This is a genomic window from Pseudomonas oryzihabitans (assembly GCF_014522265.1).
Lineage (GTDB): Bacteria > Pseudomonadota > Gammaproteobacteria > Pseudomonadales > Pseudomonadaceae > Chryseomonas > Chryseomonas aestiva.
In genome coordinates this window covers 3,946,430-3,971,615 of record NZ_CP017024.1, presented here as the reverse complement: position 1 = coordinate 3,971,615, position 25,186 = coordinate 3,946,430, and the positions used below count along the sequence as shown (strand labels likewise).

Annotated in this window: 20 protein-coding genes, 1 pseudogene and 1 riboswitch; of the genes and pseudogenes, 11 read left to right on the top strand and 10 right to left on the bottom strand. The window is 67.1% G+C overall.

What is annotated here, in order from left to right; translation table 11 throughout:
• Positions 1-3: 3 nt before the first annotated feature.
• The 10 genes and pseudogenes from BGI51_RS18405 to BGI51_RS18360 form a co-directional block, all read right to left on the bottom strand.
• Positions 4-834 (bottom strand): amidohydrolase family protein, encoded by an 831-nt coding sequence (locus tag BGI51_RS18405; RefSeq protein WP_187979275.1) that lies wholly within the window; start codon positions 832-834, stop codon positions 4-6.
• Between the two features lie 28 nt (positions 835-862).
• The gene (locus BGI51_RS18400; RefSeq protein ID WP_187979274.1) at positions 863-2,152 is read right to left on the bottom strand and encodes an MFS transporter; all 1,290 of its coding nucleotides are present in this window, start codon (positions 2,150-2,152) and stop codon (positions 863-865) included.
• A 132-nt stretch (positions 2,153-2,284) separates the two neighbouring features.
• Positions 2,285-3,016 (bottom strand): GntR family transcriptional regulator, encoded by a 732-nt coding sequence (locus BGI51_RS18395; RefSeq protein WP_187979273.1) that lies wholly within the window; start codon positions 3,014-3,016, stop codon positions 2,285-2,287.
• Positions 3,017-3,297: 281 nt separating this feature from the next.
• Positions 3,298-4,452 carry a M20 family metallopeptidase gene (locus BGI51_RS18390; protein ID WP_187979272.1) on the bottom strand — a complete coding sequence of 385 codons (1,155 nt, stop codon included), beginning with the start codon at positions 4,450-4,452 and terminating at the stop codon, positions 3,298-3,300.
• Positions 4,452-5,846, bottom strand: coding sequence for a M20 family metallopeptidase (locus BGI51_RS18385; RefSeq protein WP_187979271.1), 1,395 nt, complete (start codon positions 5,844-5,846; stop codon positions 4,452-4,454). The genes BGI51_RS18390 and BGI51_RS18385 overlap by 1 nt, the downstream gene beginning before the upstream one ends.
• Before the next feature lie 14 nt (positions 5,847-5,860).
• On the bottom strand, positions 5,861-6,823 hold the full coding sequence (locus BGI51_RS18380; protein WP_133861707.1) for an ABC transporter ATP-binding protein: 963 nt from the start codon (positions 6,821-6,823) through the stop codon (positions 5,861-5,863).
• Positions 6,820-7,814, bottom strand: a pseudogene (locus tag BGI51_RS18375) (ABC transporter ATP-binding protein). The gene BGI51_RS18380 and the pseudogene BGI51_RS18375 overlap by 4 nt, the downstream one beginning before the upstream one ends.
• A 14-nt stretch (positions 7,815-7,828) precedes the next feature.
• Entirely contained in the window at positions 7,829-8,731 is a 903-nt protein-coding gene (locus BGI51_RS18370; protein ID WP_187979270.1) for an ABC transporter permease, read from the bottom strand.
• 8 nt (positions 8,732-8,739) lie between these two features.
• Entirely contained in the window at positions 8,740-9,657 is a 918-nt protein-coding gene (locus BGI51_RS18365) for an ABC transporter permease (protein WP_187979269.1), read from the bottom strand.
• A 189-nt stretch (positions 9,658-9,846) separates the two neighbouring features.
• Positions 9,847-11,367 carry an ABC transporter substrate-binding protein gene (locus tag BGI51_RS18360; protein WP_187979268.1) on the bottom strand — a complete coding sequence of 507 codons (1,521 nt, stop codon included), beginning with the start codon at positions 11,365-11,367 and terminating at the stop codon, positions 9,847-9,849.
• A 171-nt stretch (positions 11,368-11,538) separates the two neighbouring features.
• Here BGI51_RS18360 and BGI51_RS18355 point away from each other — a divergent pair, with 171 nt between their 5' ends.
• The 11 genes from BGI51_RS18355 (at position 11,539) to BGI51_RS18305 (ending at position 25,175) form a co-directional block, all read left to right on the top strand.
• Positions 11,539-12,444 (top strand): LysR family transcriptional regulator, encoded by a 906-nt coding sequence (locus tag BGI51_RS18355; RefSeq protein ID WP_187979267.1) that lies wholly within the window; start codon positions 11,539-11,541, stop codon positions 12,442-12,444.
• 178 nt (positions 12,445-12,622) lie between these two features.
• Positions 12,623-12,722, top strand: a riboswitch (guanidine-I (ykkC/yxkD leader).
• A gap of 51 nt (positions 12,723-12,773) precedes the next feature.
• On the top strand, positions 12,774-13,838 hold the full coding sequence (locus tag BGI51_RS18350; RefSeq protein ID WP_187979266.1) for a putative urea ABC transporter substrate-binding protein: 1,065 nt from the start codon (positions 12,774-12,776) through the stop codon (positions 13,836-13,838).
• Between the two features lie 23 nt (positions 13,839-13,861).
• Positions 13,862-14,674, top strand: coding sequence for an ABC transporter permease (locus BGI51_RS18345; RefSeq protein ID WP_027599335.1), 813 nt, complete (start codon positions 13,862-13,864; stop codon positions 14,672-14,674).
• On the top strand, positions 14,674-15,432 hold the full coding sequence (locus BGI51_RS18340) for an ABC transporter ATP-binding protein (RefSeq protein WP_187979265.1): 759 nt from the start codon (positions 14,674-14,676) through the stop codon (positions 15,430-15,432). The genes BGI51_RS18345 and BGI51_RS18340 overlap by 1 nt, the downstream gene beginning before the upstream one ends.
• 11 nt (positions 15,433-15,443) lie before the next feature.
• The gene (locus BGI51_RS18335; protein WP_158895542.1) at positions 15,444-16,154 is read left to right on the top strand and encodes an urea amidolyase associated protein UAAP1; all 711 of its coding nucleotides are present in this window, start codon (positions 15,444-15,446) and stop codon (positions 16,152-16,154) included.
• Positions 16,155-16,163: 9 nt separating this feature from the next.
• Complete coding sequence (locus BGI51_RS18330; protein WP_017640185.1) at positions 16,164-16,799, top strand: urea amidolyase associated protein UAAP2; 636 nt, start codon at positions 16,164-16,166, stop codon at positions 16,797-16,799.
• 191 nt (positions 16,800-16,990) lie between these two features.
• A complete protein-coding gene (uca, locus tag BGI51_RS18325) occupies positions 16,991-20,590 on the top strand; it encodes an urea carboxylase (protein ID WP_187979264.1) in 3,600 nt (1,199 codons plus the stop codon).
• A gap of 11 nt (positions 20,591-20,601) precedes the next feature.
• Positions 20,602-22,404: an allophanate hydrolase gene (gene atzF, locus BGI51_RS18320; RefSeq protein ID WP_187979263.1), complete on the top strand. Its 1,803-nt coding sequence runs from the start codon at positions 20,602-20,604 to the stop codon at positions 22,402-22,404.
• A 239-nt stretch (positions 22,405-22,643) separates the two neighbouring features.
• Positions 22,644-23,987, top strand: coding sequence for a tetratricopeptide repeat protein (locus BGI51_RS18315; RefSeq protein ID WP_252977120.1), 1,344 nt, complete (start codon positions 22,644-22,646; stop codon positions 23,985-23,987).
• An 82-nt stretch (positions 23,988-24,069) separates the two neighbouring features.
• Complete coding sequence (locus BGI51_RS18310) at positions 24,070-24,474, top strand: antitoxin Xre-like helix-turn-helix domain-containing protein (protein WP_187979262.1); 405 nt, start codon at positions 24,070-24,072, stop codon at positions 24,472-24,474.
• Positions 24,468-25,175, top strand: a complete 708-nt coding sequence (locus BGI51_RS18305) for an RES family NAD+ phosphorylase (protein WP_187979261.1) — start codon at positions 24,468-24,470, stop codon at positions 25,173-25,175. Before BGI51_RS18310 ends, BGI51_RS18305 begins: the two co-directional genes overlap by 7 nt.
• The last annotated feature ends 11 nt before the right edge of the window (positions 25,176-25,186 follow it).

Genomic DNA, 25,186 nt, shown 5'->3' with positions numbered 1-25,186 from the left:
TTTCTAGAAACCAAATAACCTGCGAGGCGCCTGCACCAGCAGCGCGGCGCTGGCTTGCGCGGAGAGCTCCAGGGCTTGCAACTGGTCGACGACGGTGGCGAAGTCAACGCTTTGCTCATGTTGCGTGTGCGGCCAGTCGCTGCCCCATACCAACTGATGCAGGCCAACGCTTTTTTCCAGCAACGGTAATGCCCTTCGAGCGAAATCAATGTTCTGTCGTGGCGTACCTCCCAGACGATAGATTCCCGATACCTTGATCCAGATCGAGCCTTTCGATCCGGCCTCAAGCAACTCGCCAAACCCGGGCTGATCGAGACCCGCATTCGCGTCCGGCCGCCCCAGGTGATCGATCACCAATTTCACCCCGAACGGCGTCAATTGCCGGATCAAGCCCGGCAGATCCCTGACTTCCCGGTGCAACTCGACATGCCAGTCAAGATCGGCGATATCGCTGAAAAACCCTTGCCAGGCACTGTCACGAAAATCAGGTAACGCTTTGCCGATCAGGTTCAGGCGCACGCCGACCACGCCCAGTTGCGCCATGTCGTTCAAGGTAGAACGACTGATGCCTGGCTCCAGCACGACCACACCACGCAACTGCTGAGGTGCTTGCTTCAACGCCGCCAACAGGTAGCTGTTGTCAGTGCCAAGGAAACTTGGTTGCACCAGGACACCGTGACTCAGACCTTGGGTTTGCAAATGCTCAAGGTACTGGTCGAGCGTGGCGTCGTACTCGGGACTGTAGCGGCGTGCACCGATCAGCTGCAGATCACGGCTGAACACATGGGCATGGGCGTCAATGCCGGTGATCGACTTGGAGCGGGGAGCTGACATGGGTTTTATCTACTGAAGGTTGGGACCATCACGCCCGAGCGCGCTGATTGCCGTTGATAGTGGCCGGAACGGCGGTGGCATTGGCTTCAAGGTCCCTGCCCCGGGTTTCAGGCAGGCAAAGTGCGGCAAGCACCCCCACGCCGTAGGCGATTCCGGCATCGATACCGATCGCCGAACCCAGGGACATGGCATCACTCATGTGCCCGACCAGGAATGGAAATACAGCGGACAGCACCCGGCCAAAGTTGTAGCAAAAGCCAACACCGGCGCCGCGTACATCGGCCGGGTAAAGTTCGTTGAAGAACGCTCCCAGACTGGCCGGAATACCGGCGGCGAAGAACCCTAGCGGGAACCCCAGGAACAGCATCTGCGTATTGGTCAGCGGCAAAAACACGTAGCACTGCACCGTGACCACGCAGCACAAGGCAAACAGCACGATGTTCTTACGACGGCCAATGCGATCGATCAAATAACCGCTGGCCACACAACCACACCAGAAGGCGAGGATGATCACCGCCAGATAGCCGCCCGAGTTCAGCACGGACAGATTGCGCTCGGTCTTGAGGAAAGTGGGTAACCAAGTCATTACCGCGTGATAGCCACCGTGCGCGCCCAGTCCCAGCAGCCCGCCAAACAGCGTCACGCGAAGCAGTTCCGGGCGAAAAATGCCCGCGAGCGACGTGAAGAAACTCTGCGGAATGGCGTTGCCTTCTTGCAGACGCCGGAAGCTGTCCGGCTCCTCGACGTTACGACGCACCCAGAAGATCAGGAACGACGGCAGCAACCCTACAAGGAACATCACACGCCAGGCCATGTCCTGCGGCACAGAGGTATAGATCAGCGTGAACACCCCGACCGCCAGGCCCCAACCCACCGCCCAGGCACTTTGTACAGTGCCCATGACCTTGCCGCGATAGCGCGGATTGATCGTCTCGGCCATGAGCACCGCGCCGGCCGCCCACTCCCCGCCAAGCCCGAAACCCTGCAGCGCCTTGACCACCAACAGCTGATTGAAGCCCGTGACGAAAGCCGAGAGAAAGGTGAAGAACGAGAACCACAGAATCATCAACTGCAAGGTGCGCACGCGGCCGTAGCGGTCAGACAACGTCCCACCCACCCAGCCACCGAGTGCCGAGGTGACTAGGGTAACGCCGCTGATCAATCCGGCATCGCCCTTGGTCAGCGCGAAAGCGGCGATCAGCGCCGGAATCGCCAGACCGAACATCTGTACTTCCAAGGCGTCGAGCGACCATCCGCCGAAGCAGGCCCAAAATGTCTTGCGCTCACGAGGAGTGATGTGGCGATACCAGCTGAACATGAGTCTTATCCTTATAGGTGTTACGCAAGACAGCCGACGGCCAACCCGCCGCGACAGGATCGACGTTGGCAACCAAACAGCAATCGGCCGGCGATCTGGCCGCCGCAGAACGCTTCGCTACGCAGACAGGCGTCAGCGAATATCCACGCTGTAGCGGAAATGCTCCGCGTGGCCGCGCGAGCGACGCCACTCCAGCGGGCTACCCGCGTAATCACGGGCCAACCGCTCGATCACGATCACCGGACTGTTGACCGGTACCTGGAGCAGGCGGGCATGCACGTCATTCACCGATTCGGCGGTCAGCGTTTCTTCGGCCGATGCAACAACCTGTCCGCACACCTCTTCGTAGATCGGATACAGCAGCGGCCCTTCGCGACTGAGATCGATCTCCAGCAGCGCCTGGAACTGCTGGCGGGGCAGCCAGATTTCTTCGGCGAGCACCGGCTTAACCTCAAGCAGACGCACGCGGACAATACGAATGACCAACGCATCGGCAGGCAACCCTAGCGCTTGCGCTACGGCCGAAGGTGCGGCAACGGGCTCGATCGAGAGGATGCGACTCTCCGGGACCTGGCGCTCTCCGGAAACAGTCTGGAATCGGAAGAAACGGAACAAGGAGGATTGAAACTGCGGCCGTCGAATGAACGTCCCGCGCCCTTGCTGACGCTCCAGAATGCCCTCACTGACCAAGGCATCAATCGCCTTGCGCACCGTGCCGGTGGACAGCTGATATTCCGCAGAAAGCGCCGCTTCGGTAGGGATCGCCTCCCCCGGACGCCAGCGATTATTGGCGATCTGCTCAGCCAATTGGTCACGCAGGCGTTGGTACAGCGGCAGTCGGGCATCACTGGATAAAGAATTCATCGACTTTATTCACCTTGTTATCTAGTCATCTATATGAATCTTGCAGCGAGTATTTGCCCAGACAACTTCGCTGTCAAGGAAGGGCCTTTTGTCTCGCTGACGAATGGCTGCCCTACCGCCCTTGTCATCGACAGGCAGGTCTTCGCCAGCAATATCAGATCCTGGCCGATTGCTGCCCCGAACCAAGGGCAGCTATGAATCGATAGCTCGAGGATCTAAAGCCGCCAATTGTGGCCCTCCCCGACCAGGAGTCGCACCTGTTTCGGAAACCGGCGTGAGGGTCAGGCCTTTACGGCCAGGGCCAGGATGGTCGCCACCAGCGCCTGGGTGCGTGGAACCAGGGTATCGAGCACCAGGAATTCGGCGTCGGTGTGTACCTTGCCGCCCACGGGGCCCAGGCCACAGAGGGTGGGCACGCCCAGGCTGGCGGTGAACCCGGAGTCGGCGCAACCGCCGGTGAATTCGCCCTCGACGCCGAAGCCGAGGTCCTCGGCCTCGCGCTGGTAGAGCGCCAGCAGCTCGTGGCTCAGGTGCGCCTCCATCGGCAGGAACAGGCAGGTGGGTTCGACACGGGCGGCTGTCCCCGGCACCTCCACCTCGGCGATGATGGCCTCGATGCGCGCCTGCAGCGCGGGCCAGTCGGCCAAGGCGACGAAGCGCACATCCAGGCGCGCGGTGGCGCTGGGCGCCACGGTATTGCTGGAGGTGCCGCCCTCGATGAGGCCGACGTTGGTGGTGATGCCGCGCTCGTAGTCGGTCAGGGCGTGCAGCTTGGCCACCTTGAGCGCCAGGGCCTGGATGGCACTGGCGCCCTCGGCGTGGCTGACGCCGGCATGGGCGGCACGACCGCTCACGCTGATAGCCAGGGTGGCGCCGCCCTTGCGCGCCTTGACCACGTTGCCACTGACCCGCCCGGGCTCGCAGTTGAGCACGGCCCGGGCGCCGCGGGCCGCCGCTTCCAGGTGCGGGCGAGCCGTGCCGGAACCGATCTCTTCGTCGCCGGTGTAGAGCACCTGCACCGGAAACGGCAACTCGCCGGCGCGCTTCAGCGCGCGCAGCGCGAAGCAGCTCGCCACCAGTCCACCCTTCATGTCCGCGACGCCGGGGCCATAGGCCTGGCTGGCATCGCGGGTGAAGCCGCGGCTGGCCACGGTGCCCGGCGGAAAGACGGTGTCGCGGTGGCCCAGCAGCAACACCGCAGCGCCGGTGGCGGGCCCCACCTGGGCGGCGAGGACGTCACCGAAGTCGGCGACCGGCGTCCGGGCAACCTCGATGCCGTCTTCGGCCAGGGCCGCGGCGAGCACCGTACCGACGGCATCGACGCCGGCCTTGTCGTAGCTGTTGGAATCGGTATCGACCAGGCGTTGCAGGAGAAGGGTCATCGGCTCGCGCTGGGTGGCGAGCCACTCCAGGGCAGTGGTCTTGGCAAGGGGCATCAGCTGCGGCTCCAGCGATCGCCCAGGTCCCAGAACAACCCGGCCATGAGTTGCAGCCCCTGCCGCGCGACCGGGGCCAGGAGATGCTCGTTGGGCGCGTGCTGGGAGCAGGCGGGATAGGAATGGGGCACCCAGAGGGTGGGCAGTTCGAGGATGTCGGCAAAGATGTCATTGGGCAAGCCACCGCCGAAATTGGGCAGCAAGGCGGGCTTTTCGCCCAGGGTGCGGGTCAGGGAGGTCAGCGCCCAACCCACCCAGGGATTCTCCGGGTCCAGCCGCGAGGCGTGGAGGATCTCGTCCTTGGCACGGGAAACGCGCACCGCGGCGAAACCCCGTTCGGCCAGGTGCGCCTCGATCAGCGGGATGAAGGTCGTGCAATCGCAGCCGGCGACGAAGCGGATCTGGCAGTGGGCGCGGGCGCTGCCGGGAATGGCATTCACCGGTGCCTCGGGATTGCCGGTGGTGAAGGCCAGCAGTTCGAAGGTGTTCCAGCCGTAGACACGTTCCGCCGGGGTCAGCCCGGGCTCGCCCCAGTGGGGATCGATGGCCGGATCGCCCGGCGCGCCGCCCACCTCAATGTCGGCCAGCGCCCTGCGCACCGGTGCGGGCAGCTCGGTGGGCTTGAGCCCCGCGACCTGGATCTGGCCCCGGGCATCCACCAGGCTGGCCAGGGCATGGGCGAGGATGATCCCGGGATTGGCCAGCAGCCCGCCCCAGTTGCCGGAGTGATGGCCGCCTTCGCGCAGCTCCAGGTGCAGATCGAAATTGAAGGTGCCGCGGGCACCCAGGAACAGCGTCGGCCGGGATGCTGAGACTCGCGGACCGTCGGAGGCGATGAACAGATCGGCGGCCAGGGCCTGGCGCTGCTCCTGGCAGAAGGCGCGCAGGCCGACCGAGCCGATCTCCTCGCCCATCTCCAGCAGCAGCTTGACGTTGTAGCCCAGGCGTCCGCCGCGGGCGGCGATCACCTGTTCCAGCGCCGCCAGGTTGAGCAGGTGCTGGCCCTTGTTGTCGGCGGTGCCGCGGCCGTACCAGCGCTCGCCCTGCTCCACCAGGGTCCAGGGCGCGAGGCCTTCGCGCCAGCGGCTGGCATCACCGCGCACCACGTCACCGTGGCCATAGCTGAGCAGGGTCGGCAACGCCAAGTCCTCGATTCGCTCGGCGATCAGCAAGGGCCCCTTGCCGGCGACCGGATTGTCCAGCTGCCGGCTGGTGAAGCCGAGACTGGCCACATAGGGGGCGATGAATTCATCCAGGTAGCGCTGCAGCTCCGCCTGGCGCTCGGGCGCCTGGCTTTCGGTAGGATGGGCCACCGCGGTGGCGAGCCGCGTACGAAAGGCGCCGCTGTCGAAGTGCGCGGCGGCAAGCTCAAGGGCATGGGTACGGCTGGTCATGGCGGACTCCGGGGTCAGGCAGGTTCGGGCAGATGGCAGCGCTTGCTGCCGCCGGGGATGGGTTCGCGTTCCGGATAGCGCTCGGCGCAGGGGCCGAAGCAGCGCGGGCAGCGGGGATGGAAGGCGCAGCCGCTGGGCGGCGAGATGGGATTGGGAAAGCTGCCGCCCAGGCCCAGCGCCGGCAGGCCCAGGCTGGGATCAGGGGTGAGCACCGCATCCAGCAGCGCCCGGGTATAGGGATGCGCCGGCTGGGCGAACAGCGCCGCTCGCTCGCGCTCCTCGACGATCTTGCCGAGGTACATCACCGCCACCCGGTCCGCCAGGTGCTCCACCACCGCCAGGTTGTGGCTGATGAGCAGATAGGTCAGACCGAATTCACGCTTGAGTTCCAGCAGCAGGTTGAGGATCTGCGCCTGCACCGAGACGTCCAGTGCCGAGGTGGGTTCGTCGCAGATCAGCACGTCCGGGCGCATCACCAGGGCGCGGGCAATGGCCACCCGCTGGCGCTGACCACCACTGAGCTGGCCGGGATGGCTGTCGGCGGCGCGCCGTGGCAAACCCACCACGTCGAGCATCTCGGCGACCCGCTGTTGCTGCTCGGCCGTCGAGCCCAGGCCATGCACCTTGAGCGGCAATGCCACGATCTCGCGCACCGTCTTGCGCGGATTGAGCGACGAATAAGGGTCCTGGAAGATCGGCTGGATATGCCGGGCCATTCGCTTGCGATCCACCCCGCGCAGGTGCTCGCCGCCTACCAGGATGTCGCCGCTGGTGGGTGCCAGCAGCCCCAGCAGCAGCTTGGCCAGGGTGCTCTTGCCGCACCCCGATTCCCCCACCAGACCCAGGGTCTCGCCGCGATGGAGCCGCAACGAAATGCCATCCACCGCCTTGAGGGTGGCCGGCGGGCGGAACAGGCCGCGACCCAGGGTGAATTCGCGGCGGATGTCGCACAGTTCCAGGGCGATCTCGCGGCTCATCGCACACCTCCGACCCGGCGCAGGGGTTCGCTGGGCAGGGCGAAATGGCAACGCGCCAGGTGCGCGTCCTCCTCCAACAAGGGCACGCTGTCGGCGCAGACCGCCACCGCCTGCGGGCATCTGTTGCGAAAGGCACAGCCGTGCTGCTCGCCGACCAGGCTGGGGACCAGGCCGGGAATGGCGCCCAGCGGCTGCCCGGGACGGGTCCGGCCCGGTACCGGGATGCTCGCCAGCAGCCCCCGGGTATAGGGGTGTCGGGGGCGGCGAACAGCTCGGCGGCCGGTGCCTGCTCGACGATCTGGCCGGCATACATGACCGCTACCCGGTCGGCGATGCGCGCCACCAGCCCCAGGTCATGGGTGATGAACACGATGGCCGTGCCGAATTCCCGCTGCAGATCGCGCAACAGGTGCAGGATCTGCGCCTGGATGGTGACGTCCAGCGCCGTGGTGGGTTCGTCGGCGATGATGAGGTCCGGTTCGCAGAGCAGCGCCATGGCGATCACCACCCGCTGGCGCAATCCGCCACTGAGCTGGTGCGGATACTGGCGCAGGCGCTCGCCGGCGTTGCTGATGCCGACCTTTTCCAGCATGGCCTCCGCGCCTGCCCAGGCGGCCTTGCGATCCAGCCTGCGGTGGCGCCGCAGCACCTCGGCGAGCTGGTCGCCGATGCTGTAGGCCGGATTGAGGGCGGTCATGGGTTCCTGGAATATCATCGCCAGGCGATTGCCGCGCAGGTCGCGCATGCCCTTTTCGCCCAGGGTCAGGAGGTCGTGCTCGCCCAGCGTCAGGCGCGCCGCCTGGCGCCGGGCCTGGCGCGGCAGCAGATCCATCAGCGCCAGGGAGGTGAGCGACTTGCCGCAGCCGGACTCGCCCACCAGGCAGAGCATTTCGCCCCGCTCCACCTGCAGGTCCAGGCCGCGCACGGCGTGCAGGGTGTCATCCCCCAGGGGGATATCGATGCGCAGGTCTCTTACGTCGAGCAGTGCCATGGTCAGTCCTCCGCTTAGTTGCGCCCGCTGGGCGCGGCAAGGTCCCGGATACCGTCACCCACCAGGTTGATGGCCAGCACCAGCAGCATCAGGGCGATGCCGGGAATGGCGATCACCCAGGGCGAAAAGAACATGTAGGGCTTGCCTTCGGCGATCATCAGGCCCCAGGACGGCAACGGCGGCTGCACGCCCACGCCGAGAAAGGACAGGGTCGCCTCGAGCAGGATGGCGTGGGCCATCTCCAGGGTGATCACCACGATCAGCGCCCCCAGCACATTGGGCAGGATCTCGCCGACGATGACCCGCCAGGGTGAACAGCCCAGCGCCTGGGCAGCGGCGACGTATTCGGCGTCGCGAATCTGCTGCACGGCGGCGCGCACCACCACGGCGAAGCGATCCCACAGCAGACAGCCGAGCAGGATCACCACCACCTGCAGCGAGCCACCCACCAGGGAGGCGGCGGCCAGGGCCACCATCACCACCGGCAAGGCCAGGCGGGTGGTCACCAGGTAGCTCACCAGGGCGTCGACCTTGCCGCCGTAGTAACCGGCGAGCACCCCGAGCAAGGTGCCGATGGCGCCGGAGATGAGCGCCGCGGCGAGACCGATGAACAGCGAGATGCGCGCGCCATAGAGCAGCCGGGAGAGATAGTCGCGGCCGAGCTTGTCTGTGCCCAGCGGATGGGCCCAGGTGCCCTTGGCCATCCATACCGGTGGTTTCATCCGCTGCATCACGTCCTGGGCATAGGGGTCGTGGGGCGCCAGCCAGGACGCGGCCAGGGCGGCGAAGACGATGACGACGAGCAGCACGGCGCCCAGGGCGAAGCCGCGGTGGCCGAACCAGCGGCGCAGCTGGCGGCCCAGCGTCGGGCGCGGGGGCAGATAGTCGTCGAGCACGAAGGGATTGGCGACGGTCATGGAGCCTCCTAGCGCACGCGAATGCGCGGGTCGAGCAAGGCGTTGAGCAGATCGGCCACCAGCGTCAGCACGATATAGATCAACGCGATCAAGAGGACGATGGCCTGCACCACCGGGAAGTCGTTGCGGGCGATGGCGTCCCAGGCCAGCTGGCCGATGCCCTGCAGCGAGAACACCGCCTCGATCACCACCGAGCCGCCCAGCATGAAGCCGAACTCCACCGCGGCCAGGGCCACCACCGGGATCAGCGCATTGCGCAGGGCGTGCTTGAACAGTACCCGGGCCGGACTCAGGCCCTTGGCCCGGGCGGTGCGGATGTAGTCGGCGCCCAGTACATCGAGCATCCCGGCCCGGGTCAGGCGCATCAGCGAGGGAGTGGCGTAGTAGCCCAGGGCGATCGCCGGCAGGATGAAGTGCTGCCAGCTGGTATTGCCGGACACCGGCAGCCATTTAAGGGTCACGGCGAAGACGACGATCAGCACCAGGGCGAACCAGAAGCTGGGCATCGCCTGGCCGAAGGTCGCCAGGGTCAGCGCCAGGCGGTCGATCCAGGTGTCGCGCCGGACCGCGGCCAGCACCCCGAGCGGGATGGCGATGAGCAGCGCCACCAGCAGCGCGATGGCGCCCAGGGTCAGGGTGATGGGCAGGCGGCTGGCGATGAGATCCCGCACCGATTCCTGGAAGAAGAACGACTGCCCCAGGTCCAGGCGCAGCAACTGCCCGATCCACTCGACGTACTGCGTCGCCAGGGGCCTATCGAGGCCGTGTTGGTGACGCACCACCTCGATCTGCTCGGCGGTGGCCTCGGGTCCGGCGATGGCGGTGGCCAGGTCGCCGGACAGGTGCAGCAGGAAGAAACTGATGAGGGAAACGGTAAAGGCCACGGCCAGGGCGATACCCAGGCGGCGCAGGAGATAGGCGGACATGTTCGGCTCCTCGGCTGAGAACCTGTTCAAGCGCTGCTGCGCGTCGGCCAAACGGCGTTGAAAAGGCCTTCGGAATGCTCATTTACCATTCGTAAACTCCGCTTCCTCAGGCCTTTTCGCCTTGTTTGGCTCTAGCTCGCGAGCTTGAACAGGTTCTGAAGACGCCCCCGTGCGGGGCGCCGGGACGGATCAGTTCCAGTGGGCCAGGGCGAATCGCGGCAACTCGTCCGGATAGGGCTGGAAGGCCAGGTCCGAGGTGAAGGCGTAGTTGATGGAATAGTTGAACACCGGCGCCCAGTAGGCCTGCGCGGCGATCCGCTGCAGCGCCTTGCGGTAGTTGTCCTTGCGCACGGCCGGGTCCATGGCGGTGTCGGCCACCTTGAGCCAGTCGATCACCTGGGGATCCTTGGCCACGTCGTCGGCATTGCCCTTGAAATAGACGCCGGTGGCCGCCGAGGCATCGGCGATGGAGAAGGAACCCCAGGCGAGAAAGGCCATGGGCACCTTGCCGGCGCGCTGCTGGTCACGCAGCGCGGCATATTTCAGATAGCGCAGCTTGGCGTCGATGCCCACCGCGCGCAGGTCCCCGATCAGCGCCTCCACCACGTCGCGATCCCGGTAGGCGAAGATCTCGGTGCTGAAGCCGTTGGGGTAGCCGGCGGCCTTGAGCAGCGCCTTGGCCTTGGCCGGGTCGTAGGGGTAGCCCGGCACCGCCTTGGCATCGCAACCGAATTGCTCCGGATAGCAGGCCACCTGCAGCGGCTGGCTGCCGCCCCCCATGAGCTGACTGGCGATGGCCTGGCGATTGATGGCGTAGTTGACCGCCTGGCGCACCTCGGCCTTGGCGAAGGGTGAATCCGGACTGGAGGCGCCCTGGGCGTCCATGCTGAGGAAGCCGATCCTCATGCTGGCGCCGCTTTCCACGGTGAGGTTGGGCGCGGCCTTGAGTTGCTCGGCCTGGTCCGGCGCCACGCGCCAGGCCCAGTCGATGCCGCCGGTCATGAGTTCGGCGAGCCGGGTCTCGGCGTCGGGGATGACGCGGAACTGGATATGGCCGATGCGTGGCTGACCCTGGGGGCTGTCCTTGAAGTAGTCCGGATTGCGCTCCAGCGTGACCCCCTGGCCGCTGGTGACCGCGACGATGCGATAGGGCCCGGTACCCACCGGCTTTTGCGCGAAGCCCGCCAGACCGACCTTCTGGAAGTACTTGCCGGGATAGATGGGCAAGGGATTGGCCAGGTATTCCAGCGCGGCGGGAAACGGCTGCTTGAGGTGCAAGCGAACCTTGTATTCGCCCAGCTTCTCGGCGCTCTTGATCCAGTTGACGTTCTGCTGGGTGACCACCTTGCCTTCGGGCGAGGCCACGTAGTTGAAGGTGAAGACCACGTCGTCGGCGGTGAAGGGATCGCCGTTGTGGAAGGTCACGCCCTGGCGCAGATCGAAGTCAAGGGTCAGCGGATCGACCTGCTGCCAGCCGGTGGCCAGCATCGGCCGGTATTCACCGGTCTGGGGATCGCGGTAGATCAGGGTATCCCAGGCCAGGTGGGCGAGGATGACGCCTTCACGGGCATCGTTGTGATAGGGGCTGACGTTTTCGGGCTCGGTGTCGGAGGCGTAGACCAGGGTGTCGTTGGCTTTGCCGGCGAAGGCCTGGCCCTGGGCCAGGAAGAGGGAAAACGCGATGCCACAAGCGAAACCTTTGAGTCCCATGCCGTCTGTCTCCGGGGCGGTGGTTGGTCAAAGGCAGGTCCGCGAAACGCGGGAAAGGAGTTCTTGCTGAAGCCTGTTGTTGGTCTCTTGACCCGACTCTAGGTCTTGCCATCCCATGCCACAAGCAGAATATTTAGATGCGAGCCATGCCTTTTCGGCAAAGGAGGCCCTATGCAGCCCTACGGCATTCAGTCCACCGCCCTGCGCTATTTCCTCGAGGTGGTGCGGTGCGGCTCCATCAGCGAAGCTTCCCAGCGGCTCAATGTCGCGGCCAGTGCGGTGAGTCGCCAGATCGCCAAACTGGAGCGCGAACTGCAGACGCCGCTGCTCGAACGCCGCGCCCGTGGCGTCGTGCCCAGCGCCGCCGGCGAGCGTCTGGCCGTGCATGCGCGCAAGGCGCAGCTGGCCAGCGAGCAGGTCGCGGCCGAGTTGCGGGGCCTCGCCGACCTGCGCCGCGGCCAGGTACGCCTGGCCACCACCGAAGGCTTTTCGCTGGACTTCCTGCCCGAGGTCATCGTGGCCTTTCGCCAGGGCTATGCCGGCATCCACTTTTCCCTGGAGGTCTGCGCGCCGGCGGCGGTCACGCGCCGGGTCCAGGAAGGTGACGCCGATCTGGGCCTCACCTTCAGCCTCAGGCCAGAGCCGGACATCAGCGTCGACGCCACCTTGAGTGGCGCCATTGAGGCGGTGGTGGCGCCCGAGCATCCCCTTGCCGGCCGTACCGGGCTGACCCTGGCCGATCTGCAGCCCTTTCCACTGGCGCTGCCGATGCCCGATACCACGGTGCGCCAGCTGTTCGACATCTGCTGTGGCGTCCAGGGCCTCTCCTTCGAACCCGTGCTGGTGAGCAACAACATGCAGGCGCTCTATCGCTTCGCCGCCTTGGGCGGTGGCGTGGCACTCTCAAGCGAACTGAGCCTGCGTAGTCGACTGCGCGAAGGCCAACTGGTGGCCCTGCCCCTGCTGGACGAAGGCCTGGCCGCGCGGCGGATCGAATTGCAGAGCATGGCGGGTCGCGAATTGCCCCCGGCGGTGAATGCCTTTCGCCAGGCGCTGATCGCGGCGCTGGGGCGCTGAGTCAAAGCAGTGCATCGTGCCGCCTCGAACGCACTGCAACGGGGCGGCGCGCTGGATACAGCCTCAACGTCATGGCGAGAAATCAGCATGGCACGGGGCCTGGCGGCAACTGGCACGCATCTGGCAAAGGCCATAGCGTGCAGGAGCACCGGCCAGCCGGTTTGATGCACCACAATCTGCAATGGATGACTAGGGTTCCGACTCGCTCGTGCGGGTGTCTGGTCCGAGAGTCGTCGACCTCTGATGGGGTTACACGGCGGGACAAAAGCCCGGGAGACACAGCGCCAGTCGCGTGCTCCTGTCCCGTCGTCCATCCTATTGGAGGTCCCATGCGCCATTCCCTGCTCGCCTCGCTCGTTCTCGGTTGTTCCCTGCTCCTCGGTGCCACCGCTCAGGCGGCGCCGCGCGACGACTTCAAGGTGTGCTGGACGATCTATGCCGGCTGGATGCCCTGGGGCGAAGCCCAGGCCCAGGGCATCATCGACAAGTGGGCCAAGAAATACGGCATCCACATCGAGGTCGTGCAGCTCAACGACTACGTCGAATCCATCAATCAATACACCACCGGCCAGTTCGACGGCTGCGCCATGACCAACATGGACGCCCTGACCATTCCGGCCGCCGGCGGCGTGGACAGCACGGCGCTGATCGTCAGCGACTACTCCAACGGCAACGACGGCGTGGTGATGAAGGGCAAGGGCAAGACCCTGGCCGACCTCAAGGGCCAGCAGGTCAACCTGGTGCAGTTCTCCGTCTCCCACTATTTGCTGGCGCGCGCGCTGCAGAGCGTGGGACTGAGCGAGAGGGACCTGACCACCGTCAACACCTCCGACGCCGACATGGTGGCCGCCTTCCAGACCGCCGACGTGCGCAACGTGGTGACCTGGAATCCGCTGCTGGCCGAGATCAAGGCTCAGCCAGACACCACCGAGGTGTTCGACTCCAGCAAGATTCCCGGCGAGATCCTCGACATGCTGGTGGTGAACACCGCCACGCTCAAGGACAACCCGGCCCTGGGCAAGGCCCTGACCGGTGCCTGGTTCGAGATGCTGGCGCTGATGCAGTCCGGCGACGCCAAGGGCAAGGCGGCCCTGGAGGCCATGGCCAAGGCCTCGGGTACCGATCTCGCCGGCTTCCAGGCGCAACTGGACAAGACCCGGCTGTTCGCCACGCCCGCCGAGGCCCTGGCCTTCGTCAAGGATCCCGCGCTGCCGACCACCATGCAGCGCATCGCCCACTTCTCCTTCGAACACGGCCTGCTGGGCCAGGGCGCACCCAGCGCCGAGGCCATCGGCATCGCCTATCCGGGCGGCAAGACCAGCGGGGACGCGGGCAATCTCAAGCTGCGCTTCGATCCGACCTTCGTACAGCTGGCCGCCGACGGCAAGCTCTGAGCCCCGCCGCGAGGACGACGCCCATGCGCTTCATCAATCGGCATCCCGATCGGGGCGGCCGGCTCCTGCTGGTCCTGCTGCCCTTCGCCCTGCTCGCTCTGCTCTATCTGGTGGGCTCGGCCACCCGGCTGGCGGAAAACCCCAACGACAAGCTGTTGCCCAGCGTGGCGCAGATGGCCGATGCGGTGCAGCGCCTGGCCTTTACCGCCGACGTGCGTACCGGGGGTTATCCGTTCTGGCAGGACACCCTGGCCAGCCTGCAACGCCTGGGCCTGGGCCTGGGGATCGCCGCGCTGATCGCCCTGGTGGTGGGCATCGCCGCGGGCAGTCTGCCCCTGGTCGGCGCGCCGCTGTCGCCGCTGGTGACGGTGCTCTCGATGATCCCGCCGCTGGCGATCCTGCCGATCCTCTTCATCGTCTTCGGCCTGGGCGAACTGGCCAAGGTGATGCTGATCGTGGTGGGCGTCACCCCGGTGCTGATCCGCGAGCTGGACCAGCGCGCCCGGGAGCTGCCACGCGAACTGCTGATCAAGGCCCAGACCCTGGGCGCCAACAGCTGGACGGTGATCCTGCGCCTGGTGCTGCCGCAGCTGCTGCCGCGCCTGCTCATCGCCCTGCGGCTGCAGCTGGGCGCCGCCTGGCTGTTTCTCATCGCCGCCGAGGCCATCGCCGCCACCGATGGCCTGGGCTATCGCATCTTCCTGGTGCGGCGCTATCTGGCCATGGACGTGATCCTGCCCTATGTCGCCTGGATCACCCTGCTGGCCTGGCTGCTGGACGCGGGCCTGCGCCTGCTGACGCGGCGCGCCTTTCCCTGGTACGGGGAGGGTCGCTGATGATCGAGGTCCGCAATCTCTGGCAACGCTATGGCGAGCAGGTGGTGCTCGAAGGTCTCAATCTGCAGGTGCGCGAAGGCGAATTCTGCGCCCTGGTCGGTGCCTCCGGCTGCGGCAAGTCCACCTTCCTGCGTCTGCTGCTCGGCCAGGAGCGGCCCAGCCGTGGCGAGATCAGCATCGATGGTCAGCCGCTCTCGGCGGAACCGGATCCCGAGCGGGGCGTGGTCTTTCAGCGCTATTCGGTGTTTCCCCACCTGAGCGTGCTGGACAACGTCGCCCTGGGCCTGGAATTGCCCAGGTCCCCGCTGCTCGGCCGGCTGCTGGGCACGGCCAAGCGCCAGGCCCGGGAACAGGCCGCCGCCCTGCTCGAACGCGTCGGCCTGAGCCAGGCGCTGGGCAAGTACCCGGGGCAGCTGTCCGGCGGCATGCAGCAGCGCCTCGCCATCGCCCAGGCGCTGATCGTCCGGCCGCGCATCCTGCTCCTGGACGAGCCTTTCGGCGCCCTCGATCCCGGCATCCGCAAGGACATGCACGCCCTGCTGCTGGAGCTCTGGCACGAGCGCCCGCTCACGGTGTTCATGGTCACCCATGACCTGCACGAGGGCTTCAGCCTGGCCACCCGGGTGCTGGTGTTCGACAAGGTCCGCCAGGACCCGCAAGCCCCCGGCGCCTATGGCGCCCGCATCACCTACGACCTGCCCCTGACCGCCAAGACCCGGCCCGTGCATGCGGCTGGGACTCGGCCAGCCCTTACCTGACGAGGTTGCCCATGACTGACGAACTGCTCTACCAGGAACGCGTCCCCGGCGGCGGCACCGCCTCCTTCATCCTGCGCCGCGGCCAGACCCTGCGGCTGACCGACGTGGAAGGCGGCGCCAATGTCAGCCTGCTGCTGTTCAATGCCGATGACCGCAGCGAGCGGCTGAACCTGCCCGATACCCTCAAGGGCCAGCACACCGCGCGTCTCACCGCCGGACACTGCCTCTATTCCGACATGGGGCGGGTGCTGGCGGCCGTGGTGCGCGACACCTGCGGCTGGCACGACAGCTTCGGCGGCGTGGCCAATGCCGCCGAGGTGGCGGAGAAATACGGCGCGGGTCGCTACCAGGAGCTGCGCAACGGCTTCCACCGCAATGGCACCGACAACCTGCTGGTGGAACTGGCCAAGTGGGGCCTGGGCCTGGAAGACCTGCTGATGACCCTCAACCTGTTCAGCCGGGTGGACGTGGATGCCGCGGGCGCCTTTGCCTTCGTGCCCGGCAACTCCCGCGCCGGCGATCTGGTCGAGCTCCATGCGCCCATGAACACCCTGGTGGTGCTGACCGCCCTGCAGCATCCGCTGGACCCGGACCCGGTCTATGCGCCGCGCCCGGTCGATCTCGCCCAGTTGCGCGCGGCGCCCGAGGTGGCCGAACGCTGCCGCACCTCGCGCCCGGAAAACGAGCGCGCCTTCCAGAACACCGCCCGCTACTTCCTCTGAGGCCCTGCCATGACCCTGATCGCCAGCACCAAACGCCCGGAAGATGCCAGCTACCGCGCCCTCCTGCCGGCCGGAGCGCCCTACCTCAAGGAGGTCAAGGCCGGCCAGACCCTGCGCATCCATGACCTGGAAGGCAACCAGGCGGTGGACACCCTCTTCTACGCCGCCGCCAACCCCCAGGAACGCTACGATCCCCAGCGCACCCTGAGACGCCAGGGCCGGGTCTATCTGTCGACCGGCAGCGTGCTCTATTCCAACCTGGGCAATCCCCTGCTGACCATCGTCGCCGACACCTGTGGCCGCCATGACACCCTGGGCGGCGCCTGCTCCCAGGAGAGCAACACGGTGCGCTACGCCCTGGATCGCCGGCAGATGCACAGCTGCCGTGACAACTTCCTCTGCGCCGGTGGCCATGACGGGCGCCTGGGCAAGCGCGACATCGGGGCCAACATCAACTTCTTCATGAACGTGCCGGTGACCGCGGACGGCGGCCTGACCTTCGCCGATGGCATCTCCGGCGCCGGCAAGTATGTGGAGTTGCGCGCCGAGACCAACGTCATCCTGCTTATTTCCAATTGCCCGCAACTCAACAACCCCTGCAACGGCTGGAACCCTACTCCGGCGGAGGTGCTGCTATGGGACTGACCCACGCACGCCAGCTCTGGCAGTGGCTGCGACCGCGTCTCCATCGCCTCTGCGAAGTCCGCGCCGGGCGCTACAGCTACCGCGGCAAGCGCTAGACGCCGACTGACCTACCGCCCTCGCGCGGCCTCCTGGGGACGACCCCGGGAGCTTTTATCTGGCGGGACGGCCCGCCGCCTTCGAGGACGCCTCGAATGTTCACCACCCTGCTCATCGCCAACCGTGGCGCCATCAGCTGCCGCATCCAGCGCACCCTGCGCGACTTGGGCGTCGCCGCGGTCGCCGTCTACAGCGAAGCCGATCGCGCCAGCCGCCATGTCAGCGCGGCCGACCAGGCCTTCAGCCTGGGCGAAGGCGCCGCCGCGGCCACCTACCTGGACACCGCCAAGCTGCTCGAGGTGGCGCGCCAGAGCGGCGCCCAGGCCATTCACCCGGGTTATGGCTTCCTCTCCGAGAACGCCGCCTTCGCCGAAGCCTGCGAAGCCGCCGGCATCGCCTTCGTCGGGCCCACCCCCGAGCAACTGCGCACCTTTGGTCTCAAGCACACGGCGCGGGCCCTGGCGCGCGCCCAGGGCGTGCCGCTGCTGGAGGGCACCGAGCTGCTGGATACCCTGGAAGGGGCACTGGCGGCCGCGCAACAGATCGGTTATCCGGTGATGCTCAAGAGCACCGCCGGTGGCGGCGGCATCGGCATGCGCGTGTGCCGCACGGACCCTGAACTCGCCGAGGCCTTCGACGCCGTGCGCCGGCTGGGCCAGAACAACTTCAGCGACGCGGGCGTCTTCCTGGAGAAGTACATCGAACGCGCCCGGCACCTGGAGGTGCAGGTGTTCGGTGATGGCCAGGGCGAGGTGCTGGCGCTGGGCGTGCGCGACTGCTCGGTACAGCGCCGCAACCAGAAGGTACTGGAGGAAACCCCGGCGCCCAACCTGCCGGCCGGCATGGCCGAGGCGCTCTGCGCCGCCGCCCTGGAGCTGACACGCGCGGTACGCTATCGCAGCGCCGGTACCGTGGAGTTCGTCTACGACAGCGCCGCCGACCGCTTCTACTTCCTGGAGGTGAACACCCGGCTGCAGGTCGAGCACGGCGTCACCGAGCAGGTCTGGGGCGTGGACCTGGTGCGCTGGATGATCGAACTGGCCGCTGGCGAACTGCCGCCGCTGGCCGTGCTCGCCGCGGGGCTGCAGCCCCAGGGCCATGCCATCCAGGCGCGGCTCTATGCCGAAGACCCGGGTCGCGACTTCCAGCCCAGCCCGGGCCTGCTGACCCAGGTCGACTTCCCACCCGCGGATGGCCGGGCGTTGCGCCTGGACACCTGGGTCGAGGCCGGCTGCGAGATCCCGCCCTATTTCGATCCCCTGGTGGCCAAGGTCATCGCCTGGGCCCCCGACCGTGACGCCGCCCGGCAACGCCTCGATCAGGCCCTGGCGGCAACCCGGCTCTATGGCGTGGAAACCAATGGCGACTACCTGCGGCAGATCCTCGCCGCCGCGCCCTTCGCCTCGGGCCAGCCCTGGACGCGCTGCCTGGAAGGGCTGACCTACCAGGCCACCACCCTGGAGGTGCTCAGCGCCGGCACCCAGACCACGGTGCAGGACGCCCCCGGGCGCCTCGGCTACTGGTCGGTGGGCATTCCCCCTTCCGGCCCCATGGACGACCGCGCCCTGCGCCTGGGCAATCGCCTGCTCGGTAACGACGGCCGCGCGGCCGCCCTGGAAATCACCCTGGCCGGCCCTACCCTGAGATTCAACACCGAGGCCGTGGTGGTGGTCACCGGCGCGGCGCTGCCGATCCTGCTGGACGACCAACCCCAGGCCATGGACAGCGTCTTTCGCGTCCCCGCGGGTGCCATCCTGCACCTGGGCGCCATCACCGGCGCCGGCGCCCGCAGCTATCTCTGCCTGAGAGGCGGCCTGGACCTGCCCGACTACCTGGGCAGTCGCAGCACCTTCACCCTCGGCCAGTTCGGCGGTCACGGTGGCCGCGCCCTGCGCGCCGGCGACGTGCTGCACCTGCACTCGCTGACCGACGCACGTGCGGAGGCCCGGCTGCCCCTCGCCCTGACCACCCGGCTGCCCGAGACCCGCACCCTGCGCGTCATCTATGGACCGCACGGTGCGCCGGACTATTTCAGCCCGGCCTATCTGGATCTCTTTCTCGCCACCGACTGGGAGGTGCACTTCAATTCCAGTCGCACCGGCGTGCGCCTGATCGGCCCCAAGCCGGAATGGACCCGCGAAGACGGCGGCGAGGCTGGTCTGCATCCCTCCAATATCCATGACAATCCCTATGCGGTGGGCGCGGTGGACTTCACCGGCGACATGCCGGTCATCCTCGGCCCGGACGGCCCCAGCCTGGGCGGCTTCGTCTGTCCGGTCACAGTGATCGAAGCCGACCTCTGGCAACTGGGCCAGCTCAAGGCCGGCGACCGGCTGCGCTTCCTGCCGGTGGACCTGGCGACCGCGCGACGCCTGCAGCAGGCACGCCTGGCCGAGGAAAGCAGCTTGCAGCCGCAGGCGGAGATCGCCATTACGCCCGAGCGCGGCGATCCCGTGGTGCTGGATCTGGGCCAGGGCGCCGAGCGCCTGGTGGCGCGGCTTTCCGGGGATACCCATCTGCTGCTGGAGATCGGCCCACCGGAGCTGGACCTGGCCTTGCGCTTTCGCGGCCATGGGCTGATGCAGGCACTGGCCGCGCTGGCGCTGCCCGGGTTGTACGAACTCACCCCCGGCATCCGTTCGCTACAGGTGCACTACCAGCCCGAGGCACTGCCTCTGGCAGAGCTGCTGGCGGCGGTCAGTCGCTGCTGGCAGGCGCTGGGCGATGCCCAGGACCTGCGGGTGCCCTCGCGCATCGTCCATCTGCCGCTGTCCTGGGACGATCCGGCCTGCCGCCTGGCCATCGAAAAATACACCACCACGGTGCGCAAGGACGCGCCCTGGTGCCCGAGCAACTTGGAGTTCATCCGCCGGGTGAATGACCTGGAGTCCCTGGAGGCGGTCAAGCGCATCGTCTTCGACGCCAGCTACCTGGTGATGGGCCTCGGCGACGTTTATCTGGGTGCGCCGGTGGCCACCCCCCTCGATCCGCGTCACCGGCTGGTGACCACCAAGTACAACCCGGCGCGTACCTGGACCGCGGAAAACTCGGTGGGCATCGGTGGCGCCTATCTCTGCGTGTACGGCATGGAAGGCCCTGGCGGCTATCAGTTCGTCGGTCGCACCCTGCAGATGTGGAATCGCTACCGTGACGTGGAAGCCTTCCACGGCCAGCCCTATCTGCTGCGCTTCTTCGATCAGATCCGCTTCCATGAGGTGTCGGCGGACGAGCTGCTACGCATCCGCGCGGACTTCCCACTGGGTCGCGTGCCGCTGCGCATCGAAGAGAGCGAATTGTCCCTGGCCGACTACCAGGCCTTCCTGGCACGCGAAGCCGAGGGTATTACCACCTTCCGCACGCGCCAGCAGAGCGCCTTCGCCGCCGAGCGGCAGCGCTGGATCGACTCCGGCCAGGCGCATTTCGACAGCCAGGAAGCCGCCGTGGAAGCCACCGAGGATGTCCCCCTCGCCAGCCACCAGCTGGCCCTGGAAAGCCCGGTGGCCGGCAATCTCTGGCAGGCCCAGGTGCAGCCGGGCGACCAGGTGGAAGCCGGCCAGCCGTTGCTGATCCTGGAATCCATGAAGATGGAAATCCCGTTGCTCGCGCCTTGCAGCGGCCGGATCCACGACCTGCAGGTCCAGCCCGGCTCGCCGATCCGCGCCGGCCAGCGCCTGCTGGTCATCGACAAGACGTGAAGGAAGCCACCATGACATTCGATCTGCGCCTCGACACCCTGAGCGCCGCCTATGCCGCCGGGACCCGGACCCCACGCACGCTCATCGTTGAATTGCGGGAACAGGCCGCGGCCCTCAACCCCGAGTACCACCTGTTCATCCACCTGCTGACCCCAGCCGAGCTGGAGCCCTATCTCGCCGCCCTGGACGATCGCGATCCCGCCGAGCTGCCGCTCTATGGCATCCCCTTCGCCATCAAGGACAACATCGACCTCGCCGGCATCCCCACCACGGCGGCCTGCCCGGCCTATGCCTATGTGCCCGAACGCTCGGCGACCCTGGTGGAACAGCTGGTCGCCCTGGGCGCCGTGCCGCTGGGCAAGTGCAATCTCGACCAGTTCGCCACCGGCCTCAACGGCACCCGTTCGCCCTACGGCGCCTGTCGCAACAGTGTCCATCCGGACTATCCTTCCGGCGGCTCCAGTGCCGGTTCGGCGCTGGCCGTGTCCCTGGGTGTCGCCAGCTTCGCCCTGGGCACCGATACCGCCGGTTCCGGGCGCGTGCCCGCGGGGCTGAACAACCTGGTGGGCCTCAAGGGCAGCAAGGGACTGCTGTCCACCGCCGGCGTGGTCCCTGCCTGCCAGACCCTGGACTGCGTGACCTTCTTTACCGCCACCGCCGCCGAAGCCAGCACGCTGCTGGCGCTCACCGCCCGCCTCGATCCGCGCGATCCCTACAGCCGCGCCAATCCACAGTGGAACGACGCCAGCGCCTTCGGCCGCCCGCGGCCCTTCCGCTTCGGCGTCCCGACCCAGCTGGAATTCCTCGGCTGCCCGGAAAGCCCGGCGCTGTTCGCGGCGGCCAAGGCCCAGCTGGAGGCCCTGGGGGGCGAAGCCGTGCCGCTGGACCTTGCGCCCTTCCTGGAAGCCGCGCGCCTGCTCTATGAAGGCCCCTGGGTCGCCGAGCGCTATAGCGTGGCCGGCGCCCTGATCGAGGCCGAACCGGACGCCGTACTGCCAGTGATCCGCGCCGTGCTGGAAAAGGCGCCCGACACCACGGCGGTGGACGCCTTTCGCGCCGGCTACCGCCTGCAGGCGCTGAAAGCCCGGTGCGACACCCTGCTCGCCGAACTGGATTGCGTCCTTACCCCCACCTATCCGCGCCCGGTGACCCTGGCGGAACTGGCCGCCGAACCGGTCACCCGCAACGCCGATCTGGGTTACTACACCAACTTCATGAACCTGCTGGACTACGCCGCCGTGGCCGTGCCGGCCGGCGTCATGGCCAACGGCCTGCCCTGGGGCGTGACGCTGTTCGGCCGGGTCTTCACCGACCAGTACCTGCTGAGCCTGGCCGCGGCCCTGCAGGAAGCCCAAGGCCTGGCGCTGGTCGGCGGCGCCCTGCCGCACGCCAGCCTGCCGGCGCGTCCCGCCCACCATGACCGTGCCCGGCTGGTGGTCTGCGGTGCCCATCTGCAGGGGCTGCCCCTCAATGGCCAGTTGCTCGCCCGCGGTGCCCGCCGCCTGGCCCTGACCCGGAGCGCGCCGCACTATCGCCTCCACGCCCTGGCCGGCGGCCCGCCGCTACGTCCGGGCATGGTCCGGGTCGCCGAAGACGGCGCCGCCATCGAGGTGGAGGTCTGGGAGCTGCCCAGCAGCGAACTGGGTAGCTTTCTCACCGGCATCCCCGCCCCGCTCGGCCTGGGCAAGGTGGAACTGGCCGATGGCAGCTGGGAAACCGGCTTCATCTGCGAGCCCTATGGCCTGGCGGAGGCTGAGGACATCACGGCGCATGGTGGGTGGCGGGCGTGGTTGGCGAGTCGCAGCGCCGTTTAGGTCGGGAAACGAGCTAGGCGGCGAAGCCACCGTATCAGCCAGGATGCGCAGCGCCGCTTCTAACCGCCGCTGTGCAAGCGGTGGACGCAAGCACCCGTCTGCTGTTCATGAGCTTCTTTCAAGCCGCCATGAGCTGCGGGCGCTAGCCGTACCCGTGGCCGCCTGCTATCAAGGGTGTTCGAAGCCGCTGACCGTTGCTGGGCAGTGGCGCCTCCTTGCTTGAAGATCGAAACACCCTCATGCCTCTCTCCTGCACCGACCGCTACGACCTTCCCCTGTCCACCGCTTCCGCCAGCGCCGCCGAGCGCTATCAGGCCGGCATAGATCTCTTGCTGTCGCTCTGGCCCGGTGCGGCGGAAGCGTTGGACGAGGCCATCGCGGCCGATCCTGGCTTCGCCCTGGCCCATGCAGCGCGGGCACGGCTGCAGCTGATCGACAACCAGGCCGGCGCTGCCCGGGAGACCATCGCCCAGGCGCACCGGCTGGTTGAGCGACAGGGCACGGAGCGCGAGCGCAGCCATGTGGAAGTCGTGCGGCGGCTGATCGCCGGTGAGGCCGCCCAGGCCCTGCAGGGCGCGCTGGAACACGCCGAGCGCTGGCCGCGCGACATCCTGATCCTCGGCCTGCCGCTGGGGGCCTTCGGCTTGCTGGCGTTTTCCGGGCGCGCCGATCATGACCAGGCGCGGGTCGACCTCTGCGAGCGCCATGCCCGCCATTTCGCCGCGGATGACTGGTGGTTCCTGACCTACCGCGGCTGGTCCCACGGCGAGAACGGCGACGTGGTCCGCGGTCGGGCGCTTGCCGAGCGGGCGCTCGAGCTGCGCCGCCACAACGTCAACGCGGCCCATGCCCTGACCCATGTCCTGCACGAATCCGGCGCCAGCCAGTCCGCTCAGGCCCTGATTGCCGGCTGGCTGCCCGAGTACCCCCATCACGGTACCCTGCATGGCCATATCGCCTGGCACGGCGCCCTGGTGGCCCTGGAACAGGGTGACAGCCAGGGCGCGCTGGCCCTCTATCAGCGCTTCGTGGCGCCGGCCGCGTCCACCGCCGGCCCACTCAATCGGGTCAGCGACAACGCCTCCTTTCTCTGGCGCCTGGGCCTCTATGGCCATGAGGTGCCCGTCGGCCTCTGGCAGGCCACCGCAGCCAGCGCAGATGGGCTGTTCCAGCAACCGGGGCTGGCCTTTGCCGATGTCCATATGGCACTGATCGCCGCGGCGACCGGGGATCGTCGGGCGGTGGAAACCCGCGTCGCCGTATTGGAAAGTCGTCTGCGCGACGGCGTCCTGCCCGCCGGGCCGGTCGTCCCGCTGCTCTGCAGCGCCCTGCTGGCTTTCGCCGAGGAAGATTATCTAGCTTGTGCCCGGCTGCTGGAGCCGCTGCGCGCGGACGTCCCCCGCATCGGTGGCAGCGGCGCCCAGCGCGAGGTCATCGAAGACACCCTGCTGGTCGCCCTGCTGCGCGGGGCGAACAGGGCAAGGCCGCGGCGCTGCTGGACGAGCGGCTGCACCGCCGGCCCTCGACCCGGGATCGGCGCTGGCAGGCCAGCCTGGCGCTCCCTCGCTAGGACGCCCATCTAGCCGCCCTAGCGAGGGAGCGGTAAAGCCTCTATCTCTGTAGATGCAAATTCATTATATTTGCCTCTACAGATTGGAGAATACTATGTCCCAGGTTGCCATCGTCGAGCAATTTTCGAAAAGCCAGAGCACGATTGGTCTAAGGGCAGCGCTCAATATCCTGGAAAGATGGCAAGCTTCCAGCGAGCAGAGTTGCCGGATCCTGCGCATCTCACGCAGCACCTATACCCGAGCGTCGCAGCGGGACAGCGAATGGGCGGTGAGCCTGGATGCCGATCAACTGCAGCGTGTCAGCCTGGTGCTGAACATGCATTCCGCGTTGCGCCTGGTTTTCGACAACCCGGAAAACGTCTATGGCTTCGTCGCCATGGCCAATCACAATGAATTCTTCAATGGCCGTTCGCCGCTGGAGATCATGGCCCAAGGCGACATGATCTCCCTCTATGAAACCTTCCGGCGTATCGACGTCCTGCGCGGTGCCGGATGGTGAAGCTGGAGGACCTGCCCCTGCTGGCCGATGAGCGTCTACAAGGGCATCGCCTGGTCAACTCCAAATTCCCACCCATCCACCTGTTCGACGATGTTGCCAATGCCGAAGATTTCGCCGTGCTCTATCAGTTACAGGTGTTGACCAACCCGCGACTACAAAACGAGCTGGGGCGTCTGGAGCTGATTCCTCGCGAACAGATTCCCTTCGGCATCTCGGGTTGCTCCTATGCGACAGCGCCCTTCACTCATGTCAATCCAGAGGGTTCGCGCTTCAGCGATGGCACCTTCGGCGTTCTCTATCTGGCCGACCATCCCGATACCGCCCTTGCCGAAGTCCACCATCATCAGCAGGCCTACTGGTCGAAGGTGCCGGCACTGAAGTACGAGCGTTTCGTCTTCCGTAATCTTTCGGTGAGCTTCTCCGAGAAGGGGGTACGCGACGCCCTGGTGCTAAAAGCAGCAGACCCTATCCATGATCCCTTGGACTACAGCGCGGCGCGCAGTCTAGGCGGTGCCGCCAAACGCGCCGGCTGCCCAGGTCTGCGCTATCGCTCGGTACGCCGCCCCGGCAGCCATTGCTGGGCGCTGCTAACCCCGCGCCTGGTCACTGCCGTGGTCCAGGCGGCGCCGGTTGAGATGATCTGGAATGGCGGCATCATCAGCGTGAATCGCCTCATCGCCGTGCCGGGCGAGTCGGACTGATCTGACACCGA

Coding starts and splice junctions, on each gene's coding strand:
- BGI51_RS18405 (WP_187979275.1), bottom strand. CDS start 834: ATGTCAGCTCCCCGCTCCAAGTCGATCACCGGCATTGACGCCCATGCC.
- BGI51_RS18400 (WP_187979274.1), bottom strand. CDS start 2,152: ATGTTCAGCTGGTATCGCCACATCACTCCTCGTGAGCGCAAGACATTT.
- BGI51_RS18395 (WP_187979273.1), bottom strand. CDS start 3,016: ATGAATTCTTTATCCAGTGATGCCCGACTGCCGCTGTACCAACGCCTG.
- BGI51_RS18390 (WP_187979272.1), bottom strand. CDS start 4,452: ATGCCCCTTGCCAAGACCACTGCCCTGGAGTGGCTCGCCACCCAGCGC.
- BGI51_RS18385 (WP_187979271.1), bottom strand. CDS start 5,846: ATGACCAGCCGTACCCATGCCCTTGAGCTTGCCGCCGCGCACTTCGAC.
- BGI51_RS18380 (WP_133861707.1), bottom strand. CDS start 6,823: ATGAGCCGCGAGATCGCCCTGGAACTGTGCGACATCCGCCGCGAATTC.
- BGI51_RS18370 (WP_187979270.1), bottom strand. CDS start 8,731: ATGACCGTCGCCAATCCCTTCGTGCTCGACGACTATCTGCCCCCGCGC.
- BGI51_RS18365 (WP_187979269.1), bottom strand. CDS start 9,657: ATGTCCGCCTATCTCCTGCGCCGCCTGGGTATCGCCCTGGCCGTGGCC.
- BGI51_RS18360 (WP_187979268.1), bottom strand. CDS start 11,367: ATGGGACTCAAAGGTTTCGCTTGTGGCATCGCGTTTTCCCTCTTCCTG.
- BGI51_RS18355 (WP_187979267.1), top strand. CDS start 11,539: ATGCAGCCCTACGGCATTCAGTCCACCGCCCTGCGCTATTTCCTCGAG.
- BGI51_RS18350 (WP_187979266.1), top strand. CDS start 12,774: ATGCGCCATTCCCTGCTCGCCTCGCTCGTTCTCGGTTGTTCCCTGCTC.
- BGI51_RS18345 (WP_027599335.1), top strand. CDS start 13,862: ATGCGCTTCATCAATCGGCATCCCGATCGGGGCGGCCGGCTCCTGCTG.
- BGI51_RS18340 (WP_187979265.1), top strand. CDS start 14,674: ATGATCGAGGTCCGCAATCTCTGGCAACGCTATGGCGAGCAGGTGGTG.
- BGI51_RS18335 (WP_158895542.1), top strand. CDS start 15,444: ATGACTGACGAACTGCTCTACCAGGAACGCGTCCCCGGCGGCGGCACC.
- BGI51_RS18330 (WP_017640185.1), top strand. CDS start 16,164: ATGACCCTGATCGCCAGCACCAAACGCCCGGAAGATGCCAGCTACCGC.
- uca (WP_187979264.1), top strand. CDS start 16,991: ATGTTCACCACCCTGCTCATCGCCAACCGTGGCGCCATCAGCTGCCGC.
- atzF (WP_187979263.1), top strand. CDS start 20,602: ATGACATTCGATCTGCGCCTCGACACCCTGAGCGCCGCCTATGCCGCC.
- BGI51_RS18315 (WP_252977120.1), top strand. CDS start 22,644: ATGCCTCTCTCCTGCACCGACCGCTACGACCTTCCCCTGTCCACCGCT.
- BGI51_RS18310 (WP_187979262.1), top strand. CDS start 24,070: ATGTCCCAGGTTGCCATCGTCGAGCAATTTTCGAAAAGCCAGAGCACG.
- BGI51_RS18305 (WP_187979261.1), top strand. CDS start 24,468: ATGGTGAAGCTGGAGGACCTGCCCCTGCTGGCCGATGAGCGTCTACAA.